13 protein-coding genes are annotated in these 17,934 nt (G+C 64.4%); 5 read left to right on the forward strand and 8 right to left on the reverse strand.

The genetic code is table 11. From position 1 onward, the window contains the following. Positions 1 to 103 precede the first annotated feature (103 nt). Positions 104 to 1,324 (forward strand): macrolide 2'-phosphotransferase, encoded by a 1,221-nt coding sequence (locus PQ627_RS09365; RefSeq protein ID WP_274260325.1) that lies wholly within the window; start codon positions 104 to 106, stop codon positions 1,322 to 1,324. On the opposite strand, the gene PQ627_RS09370 is transcribed toward PQ627_RS09365, so the two are convergent. Genes PQ627_RS09370 through PQ627_RS09380 form a run of 3 tightly spaced genes read right to left on the reverse strand, consistent with a single transcriptional unit; the run spans position 1,287 to position 8,586 of the window. After that, the gene (locus PQ627_RS09370) at positions 1,287 to 4,847 is read right to left on the reverse strand and encodes an ATP-dependent helicase (RefSeq protein WP_274260327.1); all 3,561 of its coding nucleotides are present in this window, start codon (positions 4,845 to 4,847) and stop codon (positions 1,287 to 1,289) included. The genes PQ627_RS09365 and PQ627_RS09370 overlap by 38 nt on opposite strands. Then, a complete protein-coding gene (locus PQ627_RS09375; RefSeq protein ID WP_274260328.1) occupies positions 4,844 to 8,173 on the reverse strand; it encodes an ATP-dependent helicase in 3,330 nt (1,109 codons plus the stop codon). The genes PQ627_RS09370 and PQ627_RS09375 overlap by 4 nt, the downstream gene beginning before the upstream one ends. After that, positions 8,170 to 8,586: an MGMT family protein gene (locus tag PQ627_RS09380; RefSeq protein ID WP_274260330.1), complete on the reverse strand. Its 417-nt coding sequence runs from the start codon at positions 8,584 to 8,586 to the stop codon at positions 8,170 to 8,172. The genes PQ627_RS09375 and PQ627_RS09380 overlap by 4 nt, the downstream gene beginning before the upstream one ends. A gap of 66 nt (positions 8,587 to 8,652) precedes the next feature. Between PQ627_RS09380 and PQ627_RS09385 the strand changes: the two genes are divergently transcribed. From PQ627_RS09385 to PQ627_RS09400, 4 genes are all read left to right on the forward strand, one after another. After that, on the forward strand, positions 8,653 to 9,363 hold the full coding sequence (locus PQ627_RS09385) for a 3'-5' exonuclease (RefSeq protein WP_144659742.1): 711 nt from the start codon (positions 8,653 to 8,655) through the stop codon (positions 9,361 to 9,363). Positions 9,364 to 9,679: 316 nt separating this feature from the next. Beyond that, positions 9,680 to 10,633 carry an ABC transporter substrate-binding protein gene (locus tag PQ627_RS09390; protein WP_222120617.1) on the forward strand — a complete coding sequence of 318 codons (954 nt, stop codon included), beginning with the start codon at positions 9,680 to 9,682 and terminating at the stop codon, positions 10,631 to 10,633. A 12-nt stretch (positions 10,634 to 10,645) separates the two neighbouring features. Continuing rightward, a complete protein-coding gene (locus PQ627_RS09395) occupies positions 10,646 to 11,410 on the forward strand; it encodes an amino acid ABC transporter permease (protein ID WP_222120616.1) in 765 nt (254 codons plus the stop codon). Beyond that, complete coding sequence (locus PQ627_RS09400; protein ID WP_144659741.1) at positions 11,407 to 12,144, forward strand: amino acid ABC transporter ATP-binding protein; 738 nt, start codon at positions 11,407 to 11,409, stop codon at positions 12,142 to 12,144. Before PQ627_RS09395 ends, PQ627_RS09400 begins: the two co-directional genes overlap by 4 nt. Before the next feature lie 82 nt (positions 12,145 to 12,226). On the opposite strand, the gene PQ627_RS09405 is transcribed toward PQ627_RS09400, so the two are convergent. The 5 genes from PQ627_RS09405 to PQ627_RS09425 all read right to left on the reverse strand — a co-directional run bounded on the left by PQ627_RS09405 (position 12,227) and on the right by PQ627_RS09425 (position 17,929). Next, positions 12,227 to 13,495 (reverse strand): glycoside hydrolase family 3 N-terminal domain-containing protein, encoded by a 1,269-nt coding sequence (locus PQ627_RS09405; RefSeq protein ID WP_274260334.1) that lies wholly within the window; start codon positions 13,493 to 13,495, stop codon positions 12,227 to 12,229. Between the two features lie 120 nt (positions 13,496 to 13,615). Then, the gene (hemL, locus tag PQ627_RS09410; protein ID WP_274260336.1) at positions 13,616 to 14,929 is read right to left on the reverse strand and encodes a glutamate-1-semialdehyde 2,1-aminomutase; all 1,314 of its coding nucleotides are present in this window, start codon (positions 14,927 to 14,929) and stop codon (positions 13,616 to 13,618) included. A gap of 59 nt (positions 14,930 to 14,988) precedes the next feature. Continuing rightward, positions 14,989 to 16,065, reverse strand: a complete 1,077-nt coding sequence (locus PQ627_RS09415; RefSeq protein WP_274260338.1) for an LLM class flavin-dependent oxidoreductase — start codon at positions 16,063 to 16,065, stop codon at positions 14,989 to 14,991. Beyond that, positions 16,065 to 17,045 (reverse strand): porphobilinogen synthase, encoded by a 981-nt coding sequence (gene hemB, locus PQ627_RS09420; RefSeq protein ID WP_274260341.1) that lies wholly within the window; start codon positions 17,043 to 17,045, stop codon positions 16,065 to 16,067. The genes PQ627_RS09415 and hemB overlap by 1 nt, the downstream gene beginning before the upstream one ends. Next, entirely contained in the window at positions 17,042 to 17,929 is an 888-nt protein-coding gene (locus PQ627_RS09425) for a uroporphyrinogen-III synthase (RefSeq protein ID WP_373458770.1), read from the reverse strand. Before PQ627_RS09425 ends, hemB begins: the two co-directional genes overlap by 4 nt. Positions 17,930 to 17,934: the final 5 nt, after the last annotated feature.

Genomic DNA, 17,934 nt, shown 5'->3' on the forward strand with positions numbered 1-17,934 from the left:
GCACACGGCCGTTTTGCTCTCTTCCGCTAATGATTTGCTGCAGATCTGGAGACTCGCCGCACTGCATCATGGCCACAGGCCGCACTCAATCTACCGTGGAGAGGTGAGAAGAACACCGCTCGAACTGGCCGCTATAGCAACTGCGGCGGTGCCTGGTTTGGCGCCGACGGCTACAGCCTATTCCCCCGACGACGACGCCGACTTCGACTCAGCGTCGCTGCTGGACGGCGAGGGCAAACGCTGGCGCGTCCGTTCGCCGCGCCATCCTGAGGCGAGCACGCGGTTGGAGACCGAGTTCATGGTGCTCCGGGCTTTCGCTCCAGCCACCCGCGCTGAGCTTCCCTTTCATGTGCCCACCATTGCCGGCACCGTGCGACAGGGTGCTCTCACGACTTTCGTCTATGCCCACCTTCAGGGATCCGTGCTGTCCATCGAGGAGCTTTCCGCCAGCAGCCCGGCGTTGGCCAAGGAGGTAGGCGCAGCATTGGCCGCGATCCATGATCTGCCCCTGACCCTCGTCACCAATGCCGACCTTCCCAGCTACTCGGCCAACGAGTTTCGGCAGCGCAAGCTCAACGAACTGGACCAGGCGGCGACTACGGGCAAAATCCCTGCCACGCTGCTGCGCCGATGGGAACACGCCCTGGAAGACGTTGCCCTGTGGCGGTTCAATACCTCTGTGGTCCATGGCGATCTGCATGAGGACAACCTGATGGTCCAGGACGACTCCGTGACCGCTGTAACCGGCTGGACCGATCTGCGGATCGGTGACCCGGCTGACGATTTCGCCTGGCTCGTCGCTTCCAACGAAACGTCCTTCGTGGAATCGGTACTTGCCCATTACACCGAGGCCCGCCGTGAAACCCCGGACGCCCATTTGCTCCGGCGGGCAGCACTGCTGGCAGAATTCGCGTTGGCCCAGTATCTGGTCAAGGCCATGGCAGCCGGACATCAGAGCATGACCGCGGAAGCCGAGTCCATGCTTCAAGCTTTGGCCAACGACATCGAGGAGCAGGCGCGCCGCGATGAAGAAGCCGAAGCCGCGCTGAAGGAGCTCGCAGAGCATCAGGCCGCAACCGCCGTCGAGCACCGGCCTGCGGTGAGCGTCGTGCCAATTCCCGACGCCGGCCCCGCCGTTTCGGTGGCAGCGATACCTGCCGCTGAAGCCCCTGCGGTAGCTTCGACTGACGCCGAGACTCCGGCGAAGCCGCAGGATTCCGCTTCGACGGATGGCGATGATGCCGCCAGCGAGCACGACGACACCTCCACGGCGGCCATCAGTGTGGTCACCGTGACGCCTCTCCACGCAGGGGAACGCTCGTAGGCGCCGGTCGCGCGCATCTCCTCTCCTTCAGCGCATTGGCCACGATCCTCTCCAGGTCCTCGGCGCTGCCGAGGTCGTGGGGGCGAACCACGGCGTCCTCGGCCACGTAGTAGAACGCTGCACTGACGTCGTCAAGGGGCACGTCTTTGAGCCGTGACCACGCCAGCCGGTAAACGGCAAGCTGCACGGCACGCGTGGCCAGTTGCCTGCCGGCCGGACGTCGCCCTGTCTTCCAGTCGATAAGCTGCCAGCGGCCATCGGCGTCGCGGAACACCGCGTCGATCCGGCCGCGGACCACAACATCGCCAATGCGGGTCTCCACCGGCACTTCGACGAAAGCGGGGGCGCGCTGGGCCCACTCGGATTGCTTGAACGCGGCCACCATGTCATCCAGGCCGTAGGCCTCGTCAATGTGCGAGTCCGAGCCAGGTGCTTCGTCGAGGTCCAACATCCCGGTGGTGCCGAAGTACTCCTCCACCCAGGCGTGGAACGCTGTGCCCTTCCTGGCCGAGATGCCTGGTTCCCTAGGAACGGGCCTGCGGAGTTGGGACAGGACAGCGGCCGGGTTGTCTCCGAGATCAACGAAAAGTGAGGCGGAGATATGGCTCGGCAAATGGACATCGTGGATGGTCTTCCGGAGCCTTTGCCGTTCCAGCAACAGTTCAGCCTCTTGTGACCATCGCGCGGCCATGCCATTCAGGGAGGAGGGCTCCGGAATTTGCAGTCCGGAATCTTCCATATACGTCCTGACCAAGGCAGCTGCCTGATCCATCGCCTCGCGACGACCAGGCGCCAGCCTAAGCCGGGCTCCGGTTCTCGGGTCCGAAGGCCCTTCAAGGGGATCGTAGGGGAATTGGGCTACCTCGAGGACACTTGTCAGCGGGCTGGTATCAGGTAAGGATTCCTCAGCCACCGACTCTGGGTGCACCACGGCGCTGGCGGGGCCGCCGCTGTGTCCTTCGAGATGCTGACTTGCGTCCGCACGAGGCGCCAGCTCCGACAGGAACGGCGACATTTCGGCCATACCAGAGCGGGAGCCATTCCATGCCGCGCTGGAGGCCCACAAAACGAACTTTGCCCTCGTGTAGGCCACATAGGCGAGCCGGCGTTCCTCCGCTTCACCGTGGTGCTGGACCTCTGACTTGAAGTCCTTCTCTGCGTCCAGCCAGCCCTTTTGGTCAGGGTGGTCCAGATCCCACTGAGGGAGGTCGGCGCGATCTCCCCGCAGAGGCCATGGCAACGCCGCGGCCCCGGTGCTCCATCGGGAATCCCTGTTGCTGGGGAAGGAGCCGGCATTGAGGCCGGGCACGAAGACAACGTCCCATTCCAGGCCTTTGGAGGCGTGCACGGTCAGCAATTGCACGGCCTCACGGTTGGTTTCCGCCGGGGCGATGTCCAGGCCGCCTTCCTCCGATGCTGCAGCCTCCAGCCAGGACAGGAACGCGAGGAGGTCAATCCGCTGGGAAGTTTGCAGGAATCCTGCAGCAGCATCCTGGAAGGCATCCAGGTTGCGACGTGCCTGGTGGATGCTGATCCCAGGCTTGGCAGCAACTTCGATGTCAAGCAGCATGGCACGCTCCACCTCACCCAGCAGCGTAGTGAGGTCGTCACCGATGAAGCTCCGCAGGGAACGCAGCTCTGCGGCCAAACTGTTCAGCCGCTCCAGTGCGGTGTGGCTGAGGCTCCGGCCATGCCCGGACGTCCAGCCCGGCTTGGGCAGGAAGTCCAGGGCCTCCACCAAACTCGCGGCATCGGTGATGTCGCTTTCGACCACGACGGCTGATGGCTCCTCGTTGGCGTCGAGCGCCTCGCCCTGGGAGTCCGGAGCCGTCCGTCGGCGCGCCAGGAACCTCGACCAGTCGCTGAAGGCCATCAGGTCCGCCGGCCCGATCCGCCAGCGTGCGCCGGAGAGCAACCTCATCAGGGCATCGGAGCGTCCCGGATCGGCCAGCACCCGCAGGGTAGCCACGAGGTCCACCACCTCGGGGGTGTCCAGCAAACCACCGAGCCCGACGATCTCATAAGCGATTCCCTGCAGTTCGAATTCCCGCCGGAGACACTCCATCTGAGCCCTTCGGCGGCATAGAACGGCCATGGTTGGCTTCACGGGAGTGCCGTCTTGTTCTTCCTCGAACACTGTCCGCTGGTATCGCCGGACATCCCGGACGATCGCCGCGGCTTCGTCCTCGTCCGTTCCGAAACGGCCAATCACCACACTGCCGTCCACAGCGGCCGGGCTGGGTACCAGCGGCGGGACGGCGACGTTCCTCGGGTCCCCCTTCTCCCCCGGCGCCCCGTCGGTCGCAGCTGCTTTGTTCAAGGGTGCGGCGATGGTGTTTGCGGCCTGAAGGATGTTACGTCCGTTCCGCCACGCCGTGGTCAGGTACGAGGTAGGGGCCACCGAGTACGAGGCCGGACCGTGGTCGCCGTCTGCGCGGACAACCGGGAACTCCTGCACGAAATGGAAGAGCTGCCCGGCTGAGGCACCGCGGAATCCGTAGATGGATTGGTTCGGGTCTCCGACGGCGGTGACGGCATGGCCTTGCCCGAAAAGCCTCGAAAACAGAACCAGCTGGGCATGGGAGGTGTCCTGGAACTCGTCCAGAAGCACAACCTTGTAGCGCGCGCGTTCAGTGGCAGCAGCCAGGGGAATGTCCTGCGCAATCCGGGCAGCCAGGGCCACCAGGTCACCGAAGTCCAGGACGCCGCGCTGGCGCTTGGCTTCCTGGTACCGGACCACCATGTCCGCCACGCTGGCGCGGGTCCGCAGCATGGCGGACAGATCTCCCGCCGCCTGGGTGGGATTCTTCTTGGCCCCCGCAGTATAGGGAAGCTCTTCAAAGCCCTGGACCCGTTCAAGTACCCATTCACGCACCAGCGCTGGATCCTGGAGATGTTCGGCGCACTCCCCCGCCAGCTGGATAACACCATTGACCAAAGTGGACTTCGCCGCGGTGAAGTGCTCGTAATCGCCGTCGTAGGCCTCCACCACCTCGCTGGCCAACTGCCAGGACTGCGCGCCACCCAGCAATACGACGTCGCGCTCGATCCCCAACCGCAGGCCGTAGTCGGACACGATTCCGCTGGCGTAGGAATGGTAGGTGGACACCCTGGGCTCCAGGTCATCGGCACCAAGCAGTCCCTCCGGGAATCCGATCCTGCCGTCGTCCTCCGCGGCCACGCGCTGCAGCGTTGCAAGCTTGCTTCGGATGCGGCTGGCCAGCTCTCCTGCGGCCTTGCGCGTGAACGTTACGCCCAGCACTTCTTCCGGGCGAACCCAGCCGTTGGCCACAAGCCACACCACTCGGTCGGCCATCGTGGCAGTCTTGCCCGAACCGGCTCCCGCAATGACCAGGCGCGGCGTCAAAGGAGATGCAATAATGTCGGACTGTTCGGCGGTGGGACGGTTTTTCTCGCCCAGGATGCCCGCCAGTTCCGAGGGACTGAAGCGGGGCTCCGGGAGGTCCGCGGCAACGACCGAAGAAGTAAGGCCTCCAAGTCCGTCAAGAACTTCGGTACTCATTCGGTGACCTGCTTTCCTCGGGCGCACAGCGGGCAAATGTCCGGCAGCCGGCAACCATGCCCGCCGTGGCTTCCCTTGCCGGGGTCGTGCCTTGCTTCGAACGTTGCCCCGGCCATCAATACGGCAGCCTCATTGACGAGGCCTTCGGCCCAGTTGTCCTCGGGGTCCAAGGGATCCTGCTGCTGAACAGCGGGACTCTTGGTCTTGGTCCCCAGCTGCGCCAACACGGCACCGCCAGGGACAAGGGCTGTGCCGGGCTGAGCGCCTGTATCTTGCTCCGCGGGCAAGGCTTCCCTGAATGCCCCCTTCAAAACCGCAGCCTGATAAGCCCCCAGCTGGGGATGGTTGGCGACCTCCGCCTTGCCAGGCTGCCTCTTGCCGGTTTTGAGATCGACAACGACAAGTCTTCCCTCACTGTCGATCTCCAAGCGGTCCACCTGGCCGCGCAAGATGGCATGGCGCCGAGGAGTTCCGGAATCAGCGTCTCCGGAGTCCGATTCCAGGTCCACGTCGGGAAGTTCGACGTCGAAGTCGTGCTCAACCGCCAACAGGCTCCTACCCTCGCTGCGCATGATGATGACATACTGGGCCAGCTTTCGGACCATCAACTCAGCCCGCTGGTAGTCCAGCTTCCCCTCCCAGTTGTCCTTCATGCCCAACGTGGGCCAGCGGCGGACCAGCTCGGCCACGTACTCTGCACCGGAGGCTTCAGGCAGGTCCTGTGCGATGCTGTGGACCAACGTGCCCAGGCTTCGGGCGAAGTCTGTGGCGGCCTCACCTCCGGCTGCCTGGACAAACCAGTCCAGCGGGGATTTGTGCACCGCCTCGACCTTGGACGGTGAAACCGAGACTGTACCTCCGGGCGGTACCACTGGCTCGGTGGAACTCAGGGGGGCCAGTCCCCACCACGTATCCGGGTTTGCCCCCGGCACCGGGGGCTCCGTACTGGCAAGCCTGGCCAGAATCCTCGCAGCCTCTTGGGTGGTTTGGAGCTCCTGGCCCGAAGAATCATCCAACTGGACATGCTGACGGAGTTCGGCCACGAGGGCGCGCAGCGTCATGGGGCGGTCCACGGGGGTATAGCCGCGCTTGTACTCCCCCTGGTCCAAGGGAGCCACGTAGTCGAGGAACGCAGACGGTTGCTCATCCTCGGAGGAAACAGCAGTGCAGACCAGGACTTCGCGTGCGCGGGATACCGCGGTGGAGAAACTCCGAAGTTCGTCGTAGCGAATGTCCCGGAGCCTGCTGAGCGGCCCCCGGCCCAGGGCATACTCCACGCCGTGTTCGACGGCATCCGCATACACCGTGCTGCCCAGCAGTTCACCGCGCAGGCGGGTATTCGGCCAGACACCTTCCTGAAGGCCGGCGACAATCACCATCGGCCATTCGCGTCCGGCGGCGCTGGCCGGAGTCATGATTTCCACACAATCCTCAAGTTGGGCGCGCGCTGCCAAGGTGTCCATGGGCAGCTCTTGGTTCACCAAATAATCCAGGAACTGTTCAGGGCCGGAACCTGGTAGCTGGTCCACGTACCGCTCTGCGGTGTGGAACAGCGCCATCATGGCATCAAGGTCCCGATCAGCGCGGGCCCCGCCGGCACCGCCTTCCAAAGCTGCTTCAGCCCATCGCGAGGACAAACCCGTTGCCTGCCACAACGCCCAGAGGACGGACTCGGCGTTGGCCCCGGGCTCCGCCGCGGCTGCAGCGCCGGCCGCAATCATGCGGGCAAGCCTGCGCGCCGCGCTCCCCTCTATTCCCAGTGTGGCCAATGCCCCGGGTTCCAGCAGCGCCTCGACCAGCAGTGAGTCACTGGACCGGCCACCACCACCGAGGAGTTCCTCACGCCGCAGGGACTGCCGGAGTCGTCGCAACTCGATGGCCGTGGCCCCGCCGATGCGTGAGGTCAGGAGGGAGACAGCCGTCTCGGGAGTCAGCTTGGCTGGATCCAGAACCACGGCAAACGCTTCAAGGAGGGGTCGGACGGCAACTTCGTCGCGAACCGCGGAGTCGGCCACGGGAACCCGCACCGGTATGCCTTGTCCGCCGAGATAACGCTGCAGCTGCGAGATTTGCCCGCCATTGCGGACAATCACCGCGATGTCGCTGAACTCGCGGCCTTCCCGCAGCTGCGCTTCGAGAATCCGCTGGGCCACATAGCGCAGTTCATGGACGGCAGAAGGCAGTACATGCCCTTCAACCCGCCCTTGAGCCACCGGGGTCGGGCTGGCATCGGCGGAGTGCACAGGCTGTTCCATTTGCCGGGCCAGCTGACCCCCGGAGCGCTGGGAAATGCGCGCTGCCACCCGTGTCCAGGCTTCAGCGATTGCAGGGGCGTGGCGGTGGGTAATGGACAAGGGACGCTCCAGGACCACGCGCTGCGGACCGCCCAGCAGGGACGGCAACTCCGCAACGAGATCGGGCCGTGCGCCACGGAAGCCCTGCACGACGGTATCCGGCGAGTAGGTCACCACGGCGTCCTTGCCCTCAGCCACGTCAGCCAAGAGTTCGAACACGGCCGGATTGGCTTCCTGGGCGTCGTCCACCAGGAACAGCTGGAGGCGTTGCCTTTCCGCCGCCAGGAAGTCCGGAGATTCCTGGAAGATCTGCCGCGCGGTGGTGATGATTCCGGCGGGGTCGAACGCCTCCGGCATCCGCAGGTCAAGAACGTCCCTGTACTCACTGTAGAGTTCGGCAGCAGCCATCCAGTCGGGCCTGCCGCATTCGTAGGCCAAGCCAACGAGATCGTCCGCTGTGCGTCCGGATTCGATGATGCGGTCGAACAGCTGGCGGATCTCATGGCGGAAACCGCGGGTAGGAAGGGCTGCGGCGAGGTCGTCCGGCCATGGCAACTGAAAGCCCGGACGGGCGTGACCCTCCAGCAGCTCCTTGATGATCAGGTCCTGTTCAGGTCCCGACAGCAGCTTCGGTGGCCGCGCGAGCGGCAGGACACCTTCTGCTTTGGCGCGTCGGATGATATCGAAAGCGTACGACGCCCAGGTGCGGGCCGGCGTCGTACTGAGGCTGCGGTCCAAGCGACCCGTAAAGGTGTCCCGCAAGGCCGCCGCGGCGTGGCGCCCCGGGGCAAGAATGAGTATTTGTTCAGGGTTCAGGCCATCGCGGACACGGCGGACAGCAGACTCCACGAGGACAGTGGATTTTCCGGTTCCCGGGCCTCCGGGAACGAGGATAGGTCCGCTCCCCTGGGGCAGCGAGACCACAGCGTCCTGGTCGGGCGAGAGGATCGGGGCCGCGTAATGGGTTTCGCGCGGCGGCAGCAGCCGAAGGGCTGCGGATGCTTGGCGTATTTTTGCAGGAGTCGCGGTCACACAGTCATTTCATCATCGGGCACCGACAATATATGGCGTTGACGCTCCAACTGGTCGGAGATCACATCAAGTCGGTCAAAATCGTCGTCCGTGGGGGCCCACCGGGCCTGGGCAAGGTCCACGCGCCAGCGGCCTTCGCCGGTCAGCATGAAGGCCTGGTACGCACCATGCAGCGGAGTGGCTTCTTCCAGATAGTGCCGCAGCGCGTCGGCCTCATGGCCAGCAGGCGCTTCACCGCTTGCGCGCAGGACGCGCCACCACGCAACGGCACTTCCGTAGTGACTCATGACGGCGCCAACCTGTCGGGGACCACCCGCGCCGAGGAGCTCGGCAACGTCGCCGTACGACACTGCCGCACCGGGCGGAACGAGGTCCACGACGGCCAGGACCGCCGTCACGTACTCCATCCGCATGTGTTCAGCCTAACGGCAGGAGTGTCGTACCCAATACTGTCGGAGCCAGCCGGTAGCGTGAAAACCATGAGCTCCTGGAACACCCTCTCCCGCGCCGCATTCGATCTCGAGACCACCGGGAAAAACTCCCGCTCGGCCCGCATCGTCACTGCGTCCATCACTGTAGTGGATGCCCAGGGGGAGCTCATCGCGGAGCACGAATGGTTGGCAGATCCCGGCGTCGAGATCCCCGCCGAAGCCAGCGAGGTCCATGGAATCACCACGGAAAAGGCGAGGGCCGAGGGGCGGCCGGCCGCGGAGGTAACGCGCGAGGTCGCGGGGGTACTTCAGGAACTGTTCGACGCCGGGACTCCGGTTATCGCTTTCAACGCCAGTTACGATTTCACGGTGTTGGCCGCTGAATCGGCCCGCCATGGCGTCCCGCAGCTGAGCCGCTTCCCCGTTCTGGATCCCTACGTCATGAACAAGCAGGTGGACCGGTACCGCAAGGGCAAGCGGACACTGACTGCCTTGTGCGAGGAGTACGGGGTCGATCTGACCAACGCGCACACCTCAGCCGCGGATGCCCTTGCCACCCTCCGGGTCCTGGATGCCATGGCCGGTAAGTTCCCTAAGCTCCAAATGCCCGCCTCCACGCTCCACCAGCTCCAAGTAGACTGGGCGGCGTCGCAGGCTGCCGATTTCCAGCAGTATCTGCGCCGCAGCAAGCCTACGGCCGTCATCGAAGGTGAATGGCCGGTGCTGCCTCCCGTGGACGCGAGCCGCGGCGGCTTCTAGGCCTCATCCGGAAAGGAATCCCTGCGACGCAAGTCACAGGATTTTCGGGAACCACGATTGCCCGGGGCGTTCAGGCGCAGATTTCCCCACAGCAGCGACTCCCGGAACACACAAGCCACCATACGAATTCCAATGGAACATAGTTCGGAAAAATTGAGGGTGGGCACCCATTTATTCGATTCACCCCGACTCAGTGGGCTGGTGACATAATTAAGTTTGGCGGGTTGAAGTCTGCTAGGACAGCCAACCTTTGTAGTGCTGCCGTTTCCCCGCCCACCGCGAAACGTCTCCATGACCCGATGAAAGTGATTTCTTCATGAAATTCAAAGCCCCTAAGTGGCTGTCTGTTGCCCCTGTGGCCGCAGCCTTGGTGATTTCCCTGGCAGCATGCGGCGGTGGAAGCTCGCAGCCCAGCAGCTCTGCTTCTACGGACGCCCTTGCGGGCAGCGACCAGCAGACACTGGACAAGTACACCACCGCTGAGGTCACCCCGATCGACAAGATCGACAAGTCCAAGCTCGGCCTCATCACCGACGGCACCCTCCGCGTAGGCACCCTGTCCGACGCTCCCCCGAACATCTTCATTGACGGCTCGGGCAAGTTCACCGGCTACGACAACGAGCTCCTGCGCGCCATCGGCGACAAGCTGGGCCTCAAGGTCGAGTTCGCCTCCACCGACTTCTCCGCCCTGCTCTCCCAGGTGGCGAACAAGCAGTTCGACGTCGGATCCTCCTCGATCTCCACCACCGACGCCCGCCGCAAGACGGTTGGCTTCACCAACGGCTACGACTTCGGCTACATGGCTGTAGTGACCAAGAACGACGCGAAGGTCACCGGCTTTGCCGACCTCAAGGAAGGCGTTCGTATCGGCGTTGTCCAGGGCACCGTCCAGGACGACTACGTCACCAACACCCTCAAGCTTGAGCCGGTCCGTTTCCCCGACTACAACACCGTTTACGGCAACGTGAAGAACGGCCAGATTGACGCTTGGGTTGCTCCTTCGCAGCAGGCCAGCGGCCAGGTCAAGGATGGCGACAACACCAAGATCGCCGAAAAGGTCGTCAACACCCAGAACTTCACTGCCTACGCGGTGAACAAGGACAACCAGCCGCTGATCGATGCCCTGAACTCCGGACTGGACGCCGTGATCGCCGACGGCACGTGGGCAAAGCTCACCTCCGAGTGGTATAAGGACCGTCCGACAGCTGCCGAGCAGACCCCCCAGGGTTGGAAGCCGGGCAGCAAAGCCGTCCAGCTCCCGGCCAAGTAATCCGGAGGTTCCATGGATATCCTCAAGCAACTCTCAGATACCTTCCTTGACTGGGAGGCGATGGGCGAAGTCATCCCAAAGATGTTCGCCGTTGGCCTGCCGAACACGCTGGTGCTCGCTGTCATCTCCGGCATCATCGGGACATTGCTGGGCATGGCCCTTGCCCTCATGGGGATCTCCCGGAACCCAGTGGCGCGGTGGATCGCCCGTGTCTACACGGACATCCTCCGTGGCCTCCCCCCGGTATTGACCATCCTGGTGATCGGGTTCGGCTTTGGTCCCATCATCCGCGAACTCACCGGCTCAACCAGCCCCTATCCGATGGCCGTCGCCGCGCTGTCCCTGATGTCCGGCGCGTACATTGGAGAGATTTTCCGTTCCGGTATCCAAAGCGTGGACAAGGGACAGCTTGAGGCTTCCCGGGCCCTGGGGTTCGGCTATGGCGCTTCGATGCGCTTGGTCGTCGTTCCCCAGGGCATCCGGCGGGTGCTTCCGGCGCTGGTGAACCAATTCATTGCGCTGATCAAGGAATCGTCCCTGGTGTTCCTGCTGGGCCTTGTGGCCACCGAGCGTGAGATCTTCCAGATCGGCAAGGACGCAGCGGCCAACACGGGCAACCTCTCCCCGTACGTTGCAGCGGCAGTCTTCTACCTGGTCCTCACGATTCCTTTGACCCACTTCGTGAACTGGATTGATGCCCGCCTGCGTTCAGGCCGGCCGGAAAAGAAAGAACCGGACGACGCCGCGGCAGTCGTCGGGAAGGGAGCCCAGGCATGAGTGAATTCGCTTCAGGTTCGCTGACCGCCAAGAACATCCACTTGTCGTTCGGCAGCAACCACGTCCTGCGCGGAATCGACCTGCACGTGGAGAAGGGCACCACGGCCTCGGTCATCGGCCCCTCGGGCTCGGGCAAGTCGACGCTTCTCCGCGTGATGAACCGGCTCATCGAACCCGACCAGGGCGACATCCTGCTCGACGGCAAGTCCGTCCTGAAGGACAACCCTGACGAACTCCGCCGCCGCATCGGCATGGTGTTCCAGCAGTTCAACCTGTTCCCGCACAAGACCGTGGCCGAGAACATTTCCCTGGCGTTGCGCAAGCTCCGCGGCATGTCCAAGGATCAAGCCCGCGAAGAGGCCCTGGCGCAGCTTGACCTGGTGGGCCTGAAGCACAAGGCAGATTCACGTCCGGCAAACCTCTCCGGAGGGCAGCAGCAACGTGTCGCCATCGCCCGCGCGCTGGCCATGAAGCCCGAGGTCATGTTCTTCGATGAAGCAACGTCGGCCTTGGACCCTGAACTGGTCAAGGGCGTCCTCGCCCTCATGACCGATCTTGCCCAGGGAGGCATGACCATGGTGGTGGTAACTCACGAGATGGGCTTCTCCCGCAACGTCTCCGACGTCGTGACCTTCATGGACGCAGGTGTAGTGGTTGAATCCGGTCCCCCGGAGCAACTGTTCACCAACCCGCAGACGGAACGCCTTCAGGGCTTCCTCTCGGACGTCCTCTAGGCAGGACAAAGCCCAAGCGACAAAGAACCCCGTTTCCCTCCAATCAACCGTGGTTGAAGGGAAACGGGGTTCTTTGCTGTTCCTACAGTCCGTTCTTGACCCGCAGCACGGTAAGGGCCGCGGCATCGACCTTGGCACGGAAGGCCGGATCGGCCAGGGCCTTCTTCACCACTGCCTGGTGCATCGCGGGAATGCTGGTGGCGTCAGCGCAGACCAGCATGGTTCCCCCGGCAGTGAAGAAGTTCACTGCACGATCGGCATCGGACCAAGCCTCCAATTGCGCGGCGCTGCAGACGTCATCGGAGAGGATAATGCCGGTGAATCCGGCATCTCCCCGCAGCATGGCGTCCATGATCGCGGGGGAAAAAGGAGCAATATTGGCCGGATCGATTTTGTCGTAATAGGCATTGGAAACCATGACCCATTGAGCCCCCGACGTGATGGCCGCTTTGAAGGGCTCCAGCGCGGGATCCGTCCGGGTGGTGGCGGTGTCGCGCACGTGACTGGTCACATCGGTGTTGGGTACCACGCGCCCCAGGCCGGGAAAGTGCTTGACCACCGGGGCCACCCCCGCGTCCTTCATGCCTGCGGCAAAAGCATTTCCAAGTTCCGAGACCGTGTCAGGCGCAAAGCCGTACTCACGCTGGAAATGGCCGATTGGACCGTTGGAGGGTGCGAACTGCGGGCTGGTCACTGTATCCAGCACCGGGGCGAGGTTGACGTTGACCCCGACGCTGCGCAGTTCCTTGCCCCAGACGGCGGCGTCTGAACGGAGCTTGGCAGCTCCCGATGATGCCTGGACCAGCGCGGCGGGGATGGTGGAGAATCCGGGTCCGGAGAGAACCTGGACAAGTCCTCCCTCCTGGTCTGTGGCCACGAACAGCGGCACACCGCCTGTTGTGGCAGGCGAAACCGTCCCGGTCAACGATGAAACAACCGCCGCAGTAGCCGTCGTTCCCGCCTTGCTTCGGCCGCTGAGGTACACATTTCCGATGTGGTACTTCTTCAGCGCCTCCATGGTCGCCGGCTCGGCGCCGGTCGCTTTGGCAGCCACCATGAACATCTGCCCAACCCGCTGCTCAAGGCTCAGGGCAGCGAGCTGTTGCCCTGCCGTGGACGCAGTGGACGTGGCAGGTGCAGGTACCGAAGGTGTCGAAGGCGCGGTAGCGGAAGGAGGGGTGCTCGCAGGCGCGGCGGACGCAGTGGGCTGCGACGACGACGGCGACGCCCCTTCCGCAGCGGACGGACCGCCGGATGCCGTTCCGGCCGAGCAGCCTGACGCCATGGCGATCAAGGCTCCAGCGGCGGCGATGCTCATGCTGAGGGATGCAATGGTGTTGGACTTGCGCATGGTAAACCGTGAGTTCGTTGGGGGTTGGGTTTCCACCTACGAGCCTACCCTGATCGGAGACGACAATGCCCAGGACGCCGACACCGGGCAGTGTCGCCGTCCTGGGCAGGGGACAATACGCTAGGCCGAAGCCGCGGCCTTGGCGGCAGCCGGGAGGGCTTCGATGATGCGGTTCATCGCAGCGTCGTCATGGGCCGCCGAAAGGAACCAGGCCTCGAAGACCGACGGGGGCAGGTAGACACCGGAGTCCAGCATGGAGTGGAAGAACGGCGCGTAGCGGAAGCTTTCCTGCCCCTGGGCGTCGTCGTAGTTGTGCACGCCGTTGGCCGATGTCCCGAAAGCAACCGAGAACAGGTTACCTGCCCGCTGGATGGAGTGGTCCACTCCTTCGGCATCAAGGGCGGAGGAGAGTGCGGCCGAGAGCTCCAGCGAACGGGCATCCACGTAGGCGTAGACGTCGGGCGTTGCGTTGCTCAGCGTGGCGACGCCCGCGGCCATGGCCACGGGGTTCCCGGACAGGGTACCTGCCTGGTAAACCGGACCAACGGGAGCGAGGTAGTCCATGACGTCGGCGCGGCCGCCGAGTGCCGCCGTCGGCATTCCACCGCCGATGACCTTGCCGAACGTGAGCAGGTCCGGAGCCCAGCCTTCCTGGCGGCCCGTGAGGCCCCAGTAGCCCGCGTAGCCCGTGCGGAATCCGGTCAGGACCTCGTCGAGGATCAGGAGGGCACCGTGTTCCTTGGTGATGCGGGACAGTCCAGCGTTGAAGCCCTCCCCCGGGGTGACGACGCCCATGTTGGCCGGGGCTGCTTCGGTGATGACGGCAGCGATGTTCTTGCCGTGCGCGGCGAAGGCGGCCTCAACGGCGTCGAGGTCGTTGTAGGGCAGCACCAAGGTCTCGGCCGCGGTAGCTTCCGTGACCCCGGCCGAACCCGGCAATGCTAAGGTGGCGACGCCGGAGCCTGCAGCGGCAAGCAACCCGTCCAGGTGTCCGTGGTAGCAGCCGGCAAACTTGATGATCAGGTTGCGGCCGGTGTATCCGCGGGCCAAGCGCACAGCCGTCATGGTCGCTTCAGTGCCCGTGGACACCATGCGCAAGCGTTCGACGGCGGAGACGCGTTCCTTGACGATCTCCGCCAGGTTCGCCTCGTCCGGCGTGGAGGCGCCGAACGACAGGCCGCGGTCCACGGCTGCGTGCACGGCCTCGAGCACGGACGGGTGCGCGTGGCCGAGGAGCGCCGGGCCCCATGAACACACAAGGTCCACGTATTCCTGGCCGTCAGCGTCGGTGAGGTAGGCGCCCTTGGCGGAGACCATGAATTTCGGGTTTCCGCCCACGGAACCGAAGGCGCGCACCGGCGAGTTCACGCCGCCGGGCATCAGGGACCGTGCGCGGTCGAAAAGCTGATCGGACACAGGGGTGTTTGACGTCATGGTACCTATTCTTTCAGTGTTTCCAGGGCGGGCCTGCCGCCTGGCAGTAGCGAGGGCCGTCAGGCCGAAGCCAGCAGTTTGGCAACCCGCGGAGCCACCTCGGTGCCGTAAAGCTCGATGCAACGCATCATGGATTGGTGGGGCAACGTGCCGTTGCTGTACTTGAGGTCAAAGCGGTCCACTCCAAGGTTCCGCTTCAGCAGCGCGATCTTCTGCGCAACGGTCTCGGGCGAACCTACGTAGAGGGCACCTTCAGGACCGCACATGGCATCGAATTCGCCCCGGTTTCCCGGACCCCAACCGCGTTCGGCGCCGATTCTGTTCCGCTGCTCAAGCCAGTGCGGGAAGAGTTCCTCGCGGGCGGCTTCGTCGGTGTCGGCGATGAATCCGGGAGAGTGCGTTGCAATCTGGCGCATCGGGTGACCGTACTTGGCCATCGCTTCGCGGTATAGGTTGACCAAGGGGGCAAAGCGCCGTGGCTCTCCCCCGATGATCGCGAAGATGATGGGATAGCCGTATTCAGCGCAGCGCAGCACCGATTCCGGTGTTCCGCCCACTCCGATCCAGGCCGGAAGCAGATGGTGCTGGAGTTTCGGATATACCTGCAGGCCGCTGACGTTCGGCCGTGTGCGTCCCTCCCAATGCACCGGCTTTTGCGCCCGCACCTTGTCAAAGAGTTCCAGCTTCTCTTCAAAGAGGACCTCGTAGTCCGCCAGGTCCAGGCCGAACAGCGGGAAGGACTCGATGAACGATCCCCGCCCGAGCATCACTTCAGCCCGGCCATTGGAGATCGCGTCAACGGTGGCGAACCGCTGGAACACACGGATTGGATCATCGGAACTCAAGACAGTCACAGCCGAGCCAAGCCGGATCCGCGAGGTCACGGCGGCCGCCGCCGCCAGGAAGACCTCGGGCGCGGAAACCGCAAAGTCGCGGCGGTGGTGCTCTCCTACGCCAAACGCATGGATTCCGACGGCGTCAGCCAGCTTCGCTTCCTCCAGCAGCTCACGCAGGACTTGCGCGTGCTCCTTGGGATTCCCCTCGGCGTCGAGCCCGGCGTCGCCGAAAGTGTTCAGCCCGAGGAGGATCTGGTCGGCGGGAACGGGCGCCGTGGGATCGGAGGGAACGGATGTCATCAGGACTCCTTCAGCCAGCCTGCCAGTTCGGAGGCCCAATAGGTCAGGACGGTATCGGCTCCGGCACGCTTGATACCGAGCACCGATTCGGTGATGGCACCGCGCCTGTCGATCCAACCGTTGGCGGCAGCCGCTTCGATCATGGCGTACTCCCCCGAGATTTGGTAGGCCGAGACCGGGACCGGGCTCATTGCAGCAACGTCGGCCAGGATGTCGAGGTAGCTCATGGCCGGCTTGACCATCACCATGTCCGCACCCTCCTCGAGGTCCAGTTCAACCTCCAGGATTGCTTCGCGTCGGTTGGCCGCATCCATCTGGTAGGTGCGCCGGTCACCCTTGAGCTGCGAATCGACGGCCTCACGGAACGGACCGTAGAACGCCGAAGCGTACTTGGCGGCGTACGCCAGGACCGCGGTGTTCTTGTGTCCTGATTCCTCCAGGGCCTGGCGGATGACGGCAATCTGGCCGTCCATCATGCCCGAGGGCCCCAGCACGTGGGCACCCGCGTCGGCCTGCGCCACGGCCATTTGTCCGTAGATTTCCAAGGTTGCGTCGTTGTCGACGTAGCCCTCGGCGTCCAGCACTCCGCAGTGCCCGTGATCGGTGAACTCGTCGAGGCAAACGTCGCCCATGATGACAAGCTCGTCGCCAACTTCGGCCTTGACGTCCCGGATGGCCTTGTTGAGGACGCCGTCCGGGTCAAGGGAGGCGGTGCCGCGGGCATCGCGCACCGCCGGGACGCCGAAGAGCATGATGCCACCCACACCCAGCTCGACAGCTTCGGCGGCTGCCCGCTTCAAGGAGTCGGTGGTGTGCTGGACGACTCCGGGCATCGAGCTGATGGGGCTCGGTTCCGTGAGGCCCTCACGGATGAAGGCGGGGAGGATCAGATCGGCGGGGGCCAGCCTGTTTTCCGCGGTGAGCCTGCGCATGGCAGGAGTGGTGCGCAAGCGGCGGGGACGGTGGTTTGGAAAGCTCATTGCGGGTTCCCTTCGTTGGCGAAAACAGATTCCAGGGCGGCCACGATGCCGTCCGGTGTTGGTTCTTGGGCCGTGGCTGCCACCGTGATGCCGAGCCGGGAAGCTTCAGCCGCCGTCGGTCCTCCGATGGCGACGAAGCGGCTCCTGCCCAGGGTCGGGAAGGTGGCCGCCAGCCGCCGCGCGGCACTGGGTGAGGCGGCCACGACGGCGTCGACTGTTCCGTCGTCGAACGCCTTCCGGGCCTCGGCGGGGTCGAGGACTGGCGGAGTATCGCCAACGGAGTTCACGACGGCGGCAGGAACTTCCGCCCGGAGGCGGGATTCCTCGCGGGCCGGGTAATCGACGGTGTGGTAGGCAACGACTGTGGTGACGTCCGCGCCCTTGGCAGCCAAGCCTTTCCTCAGGCCGGGCGCTGCGATATCGGCCTGCGGCAGGAACACCCGCGAAGGTGCTGCTTCCCAGACTTCCACCAGGCCTTCGGCGGATTGGGCACCGGACGGTACCAAGTCAACGGCGAGGCCAAGGGTTTCGAGGACGCGACGGGACGACGTTCCAATGGTGGCCACCTTGGTTCCGGCGGACAGCAAGTCCGGCAGGGAGACACCACGTTCGGCGGCTTTCTCCACAAGGACCCTTACCGTGGTGACGCTGCTGATGACCAGCCAGTCAAAGCCGCCGGCGGAGAGCCGGTCCAGTCCGGCATCGATGGCGGCTTGGTCCTGGGCCTTTTCAAAATCGATCAAGGGCAGGACCAAAGGCTCCGCCCCCAAGCGGCCAAGGAGGCTGGCCAATGGACGGGCCCGGTCGGCGCTCCTGGTGATCAGGATCCGCCGACCGGCCAAACCAGTCGGCTTGGCCTGCCCGGCCCCGGCGTGCCGGGCAATCGCCT

The sequence above is a fragment of the Paenarthrobacter sp. AB444 genome (assembly GCF_028736865.1).
Lineage (GTDB): Bacteria > Actinomycetota > Actinomycetes > Actinomycetales > Micrococcaceae > Arthrobacter > Arthrobacter nicotinovorans_B.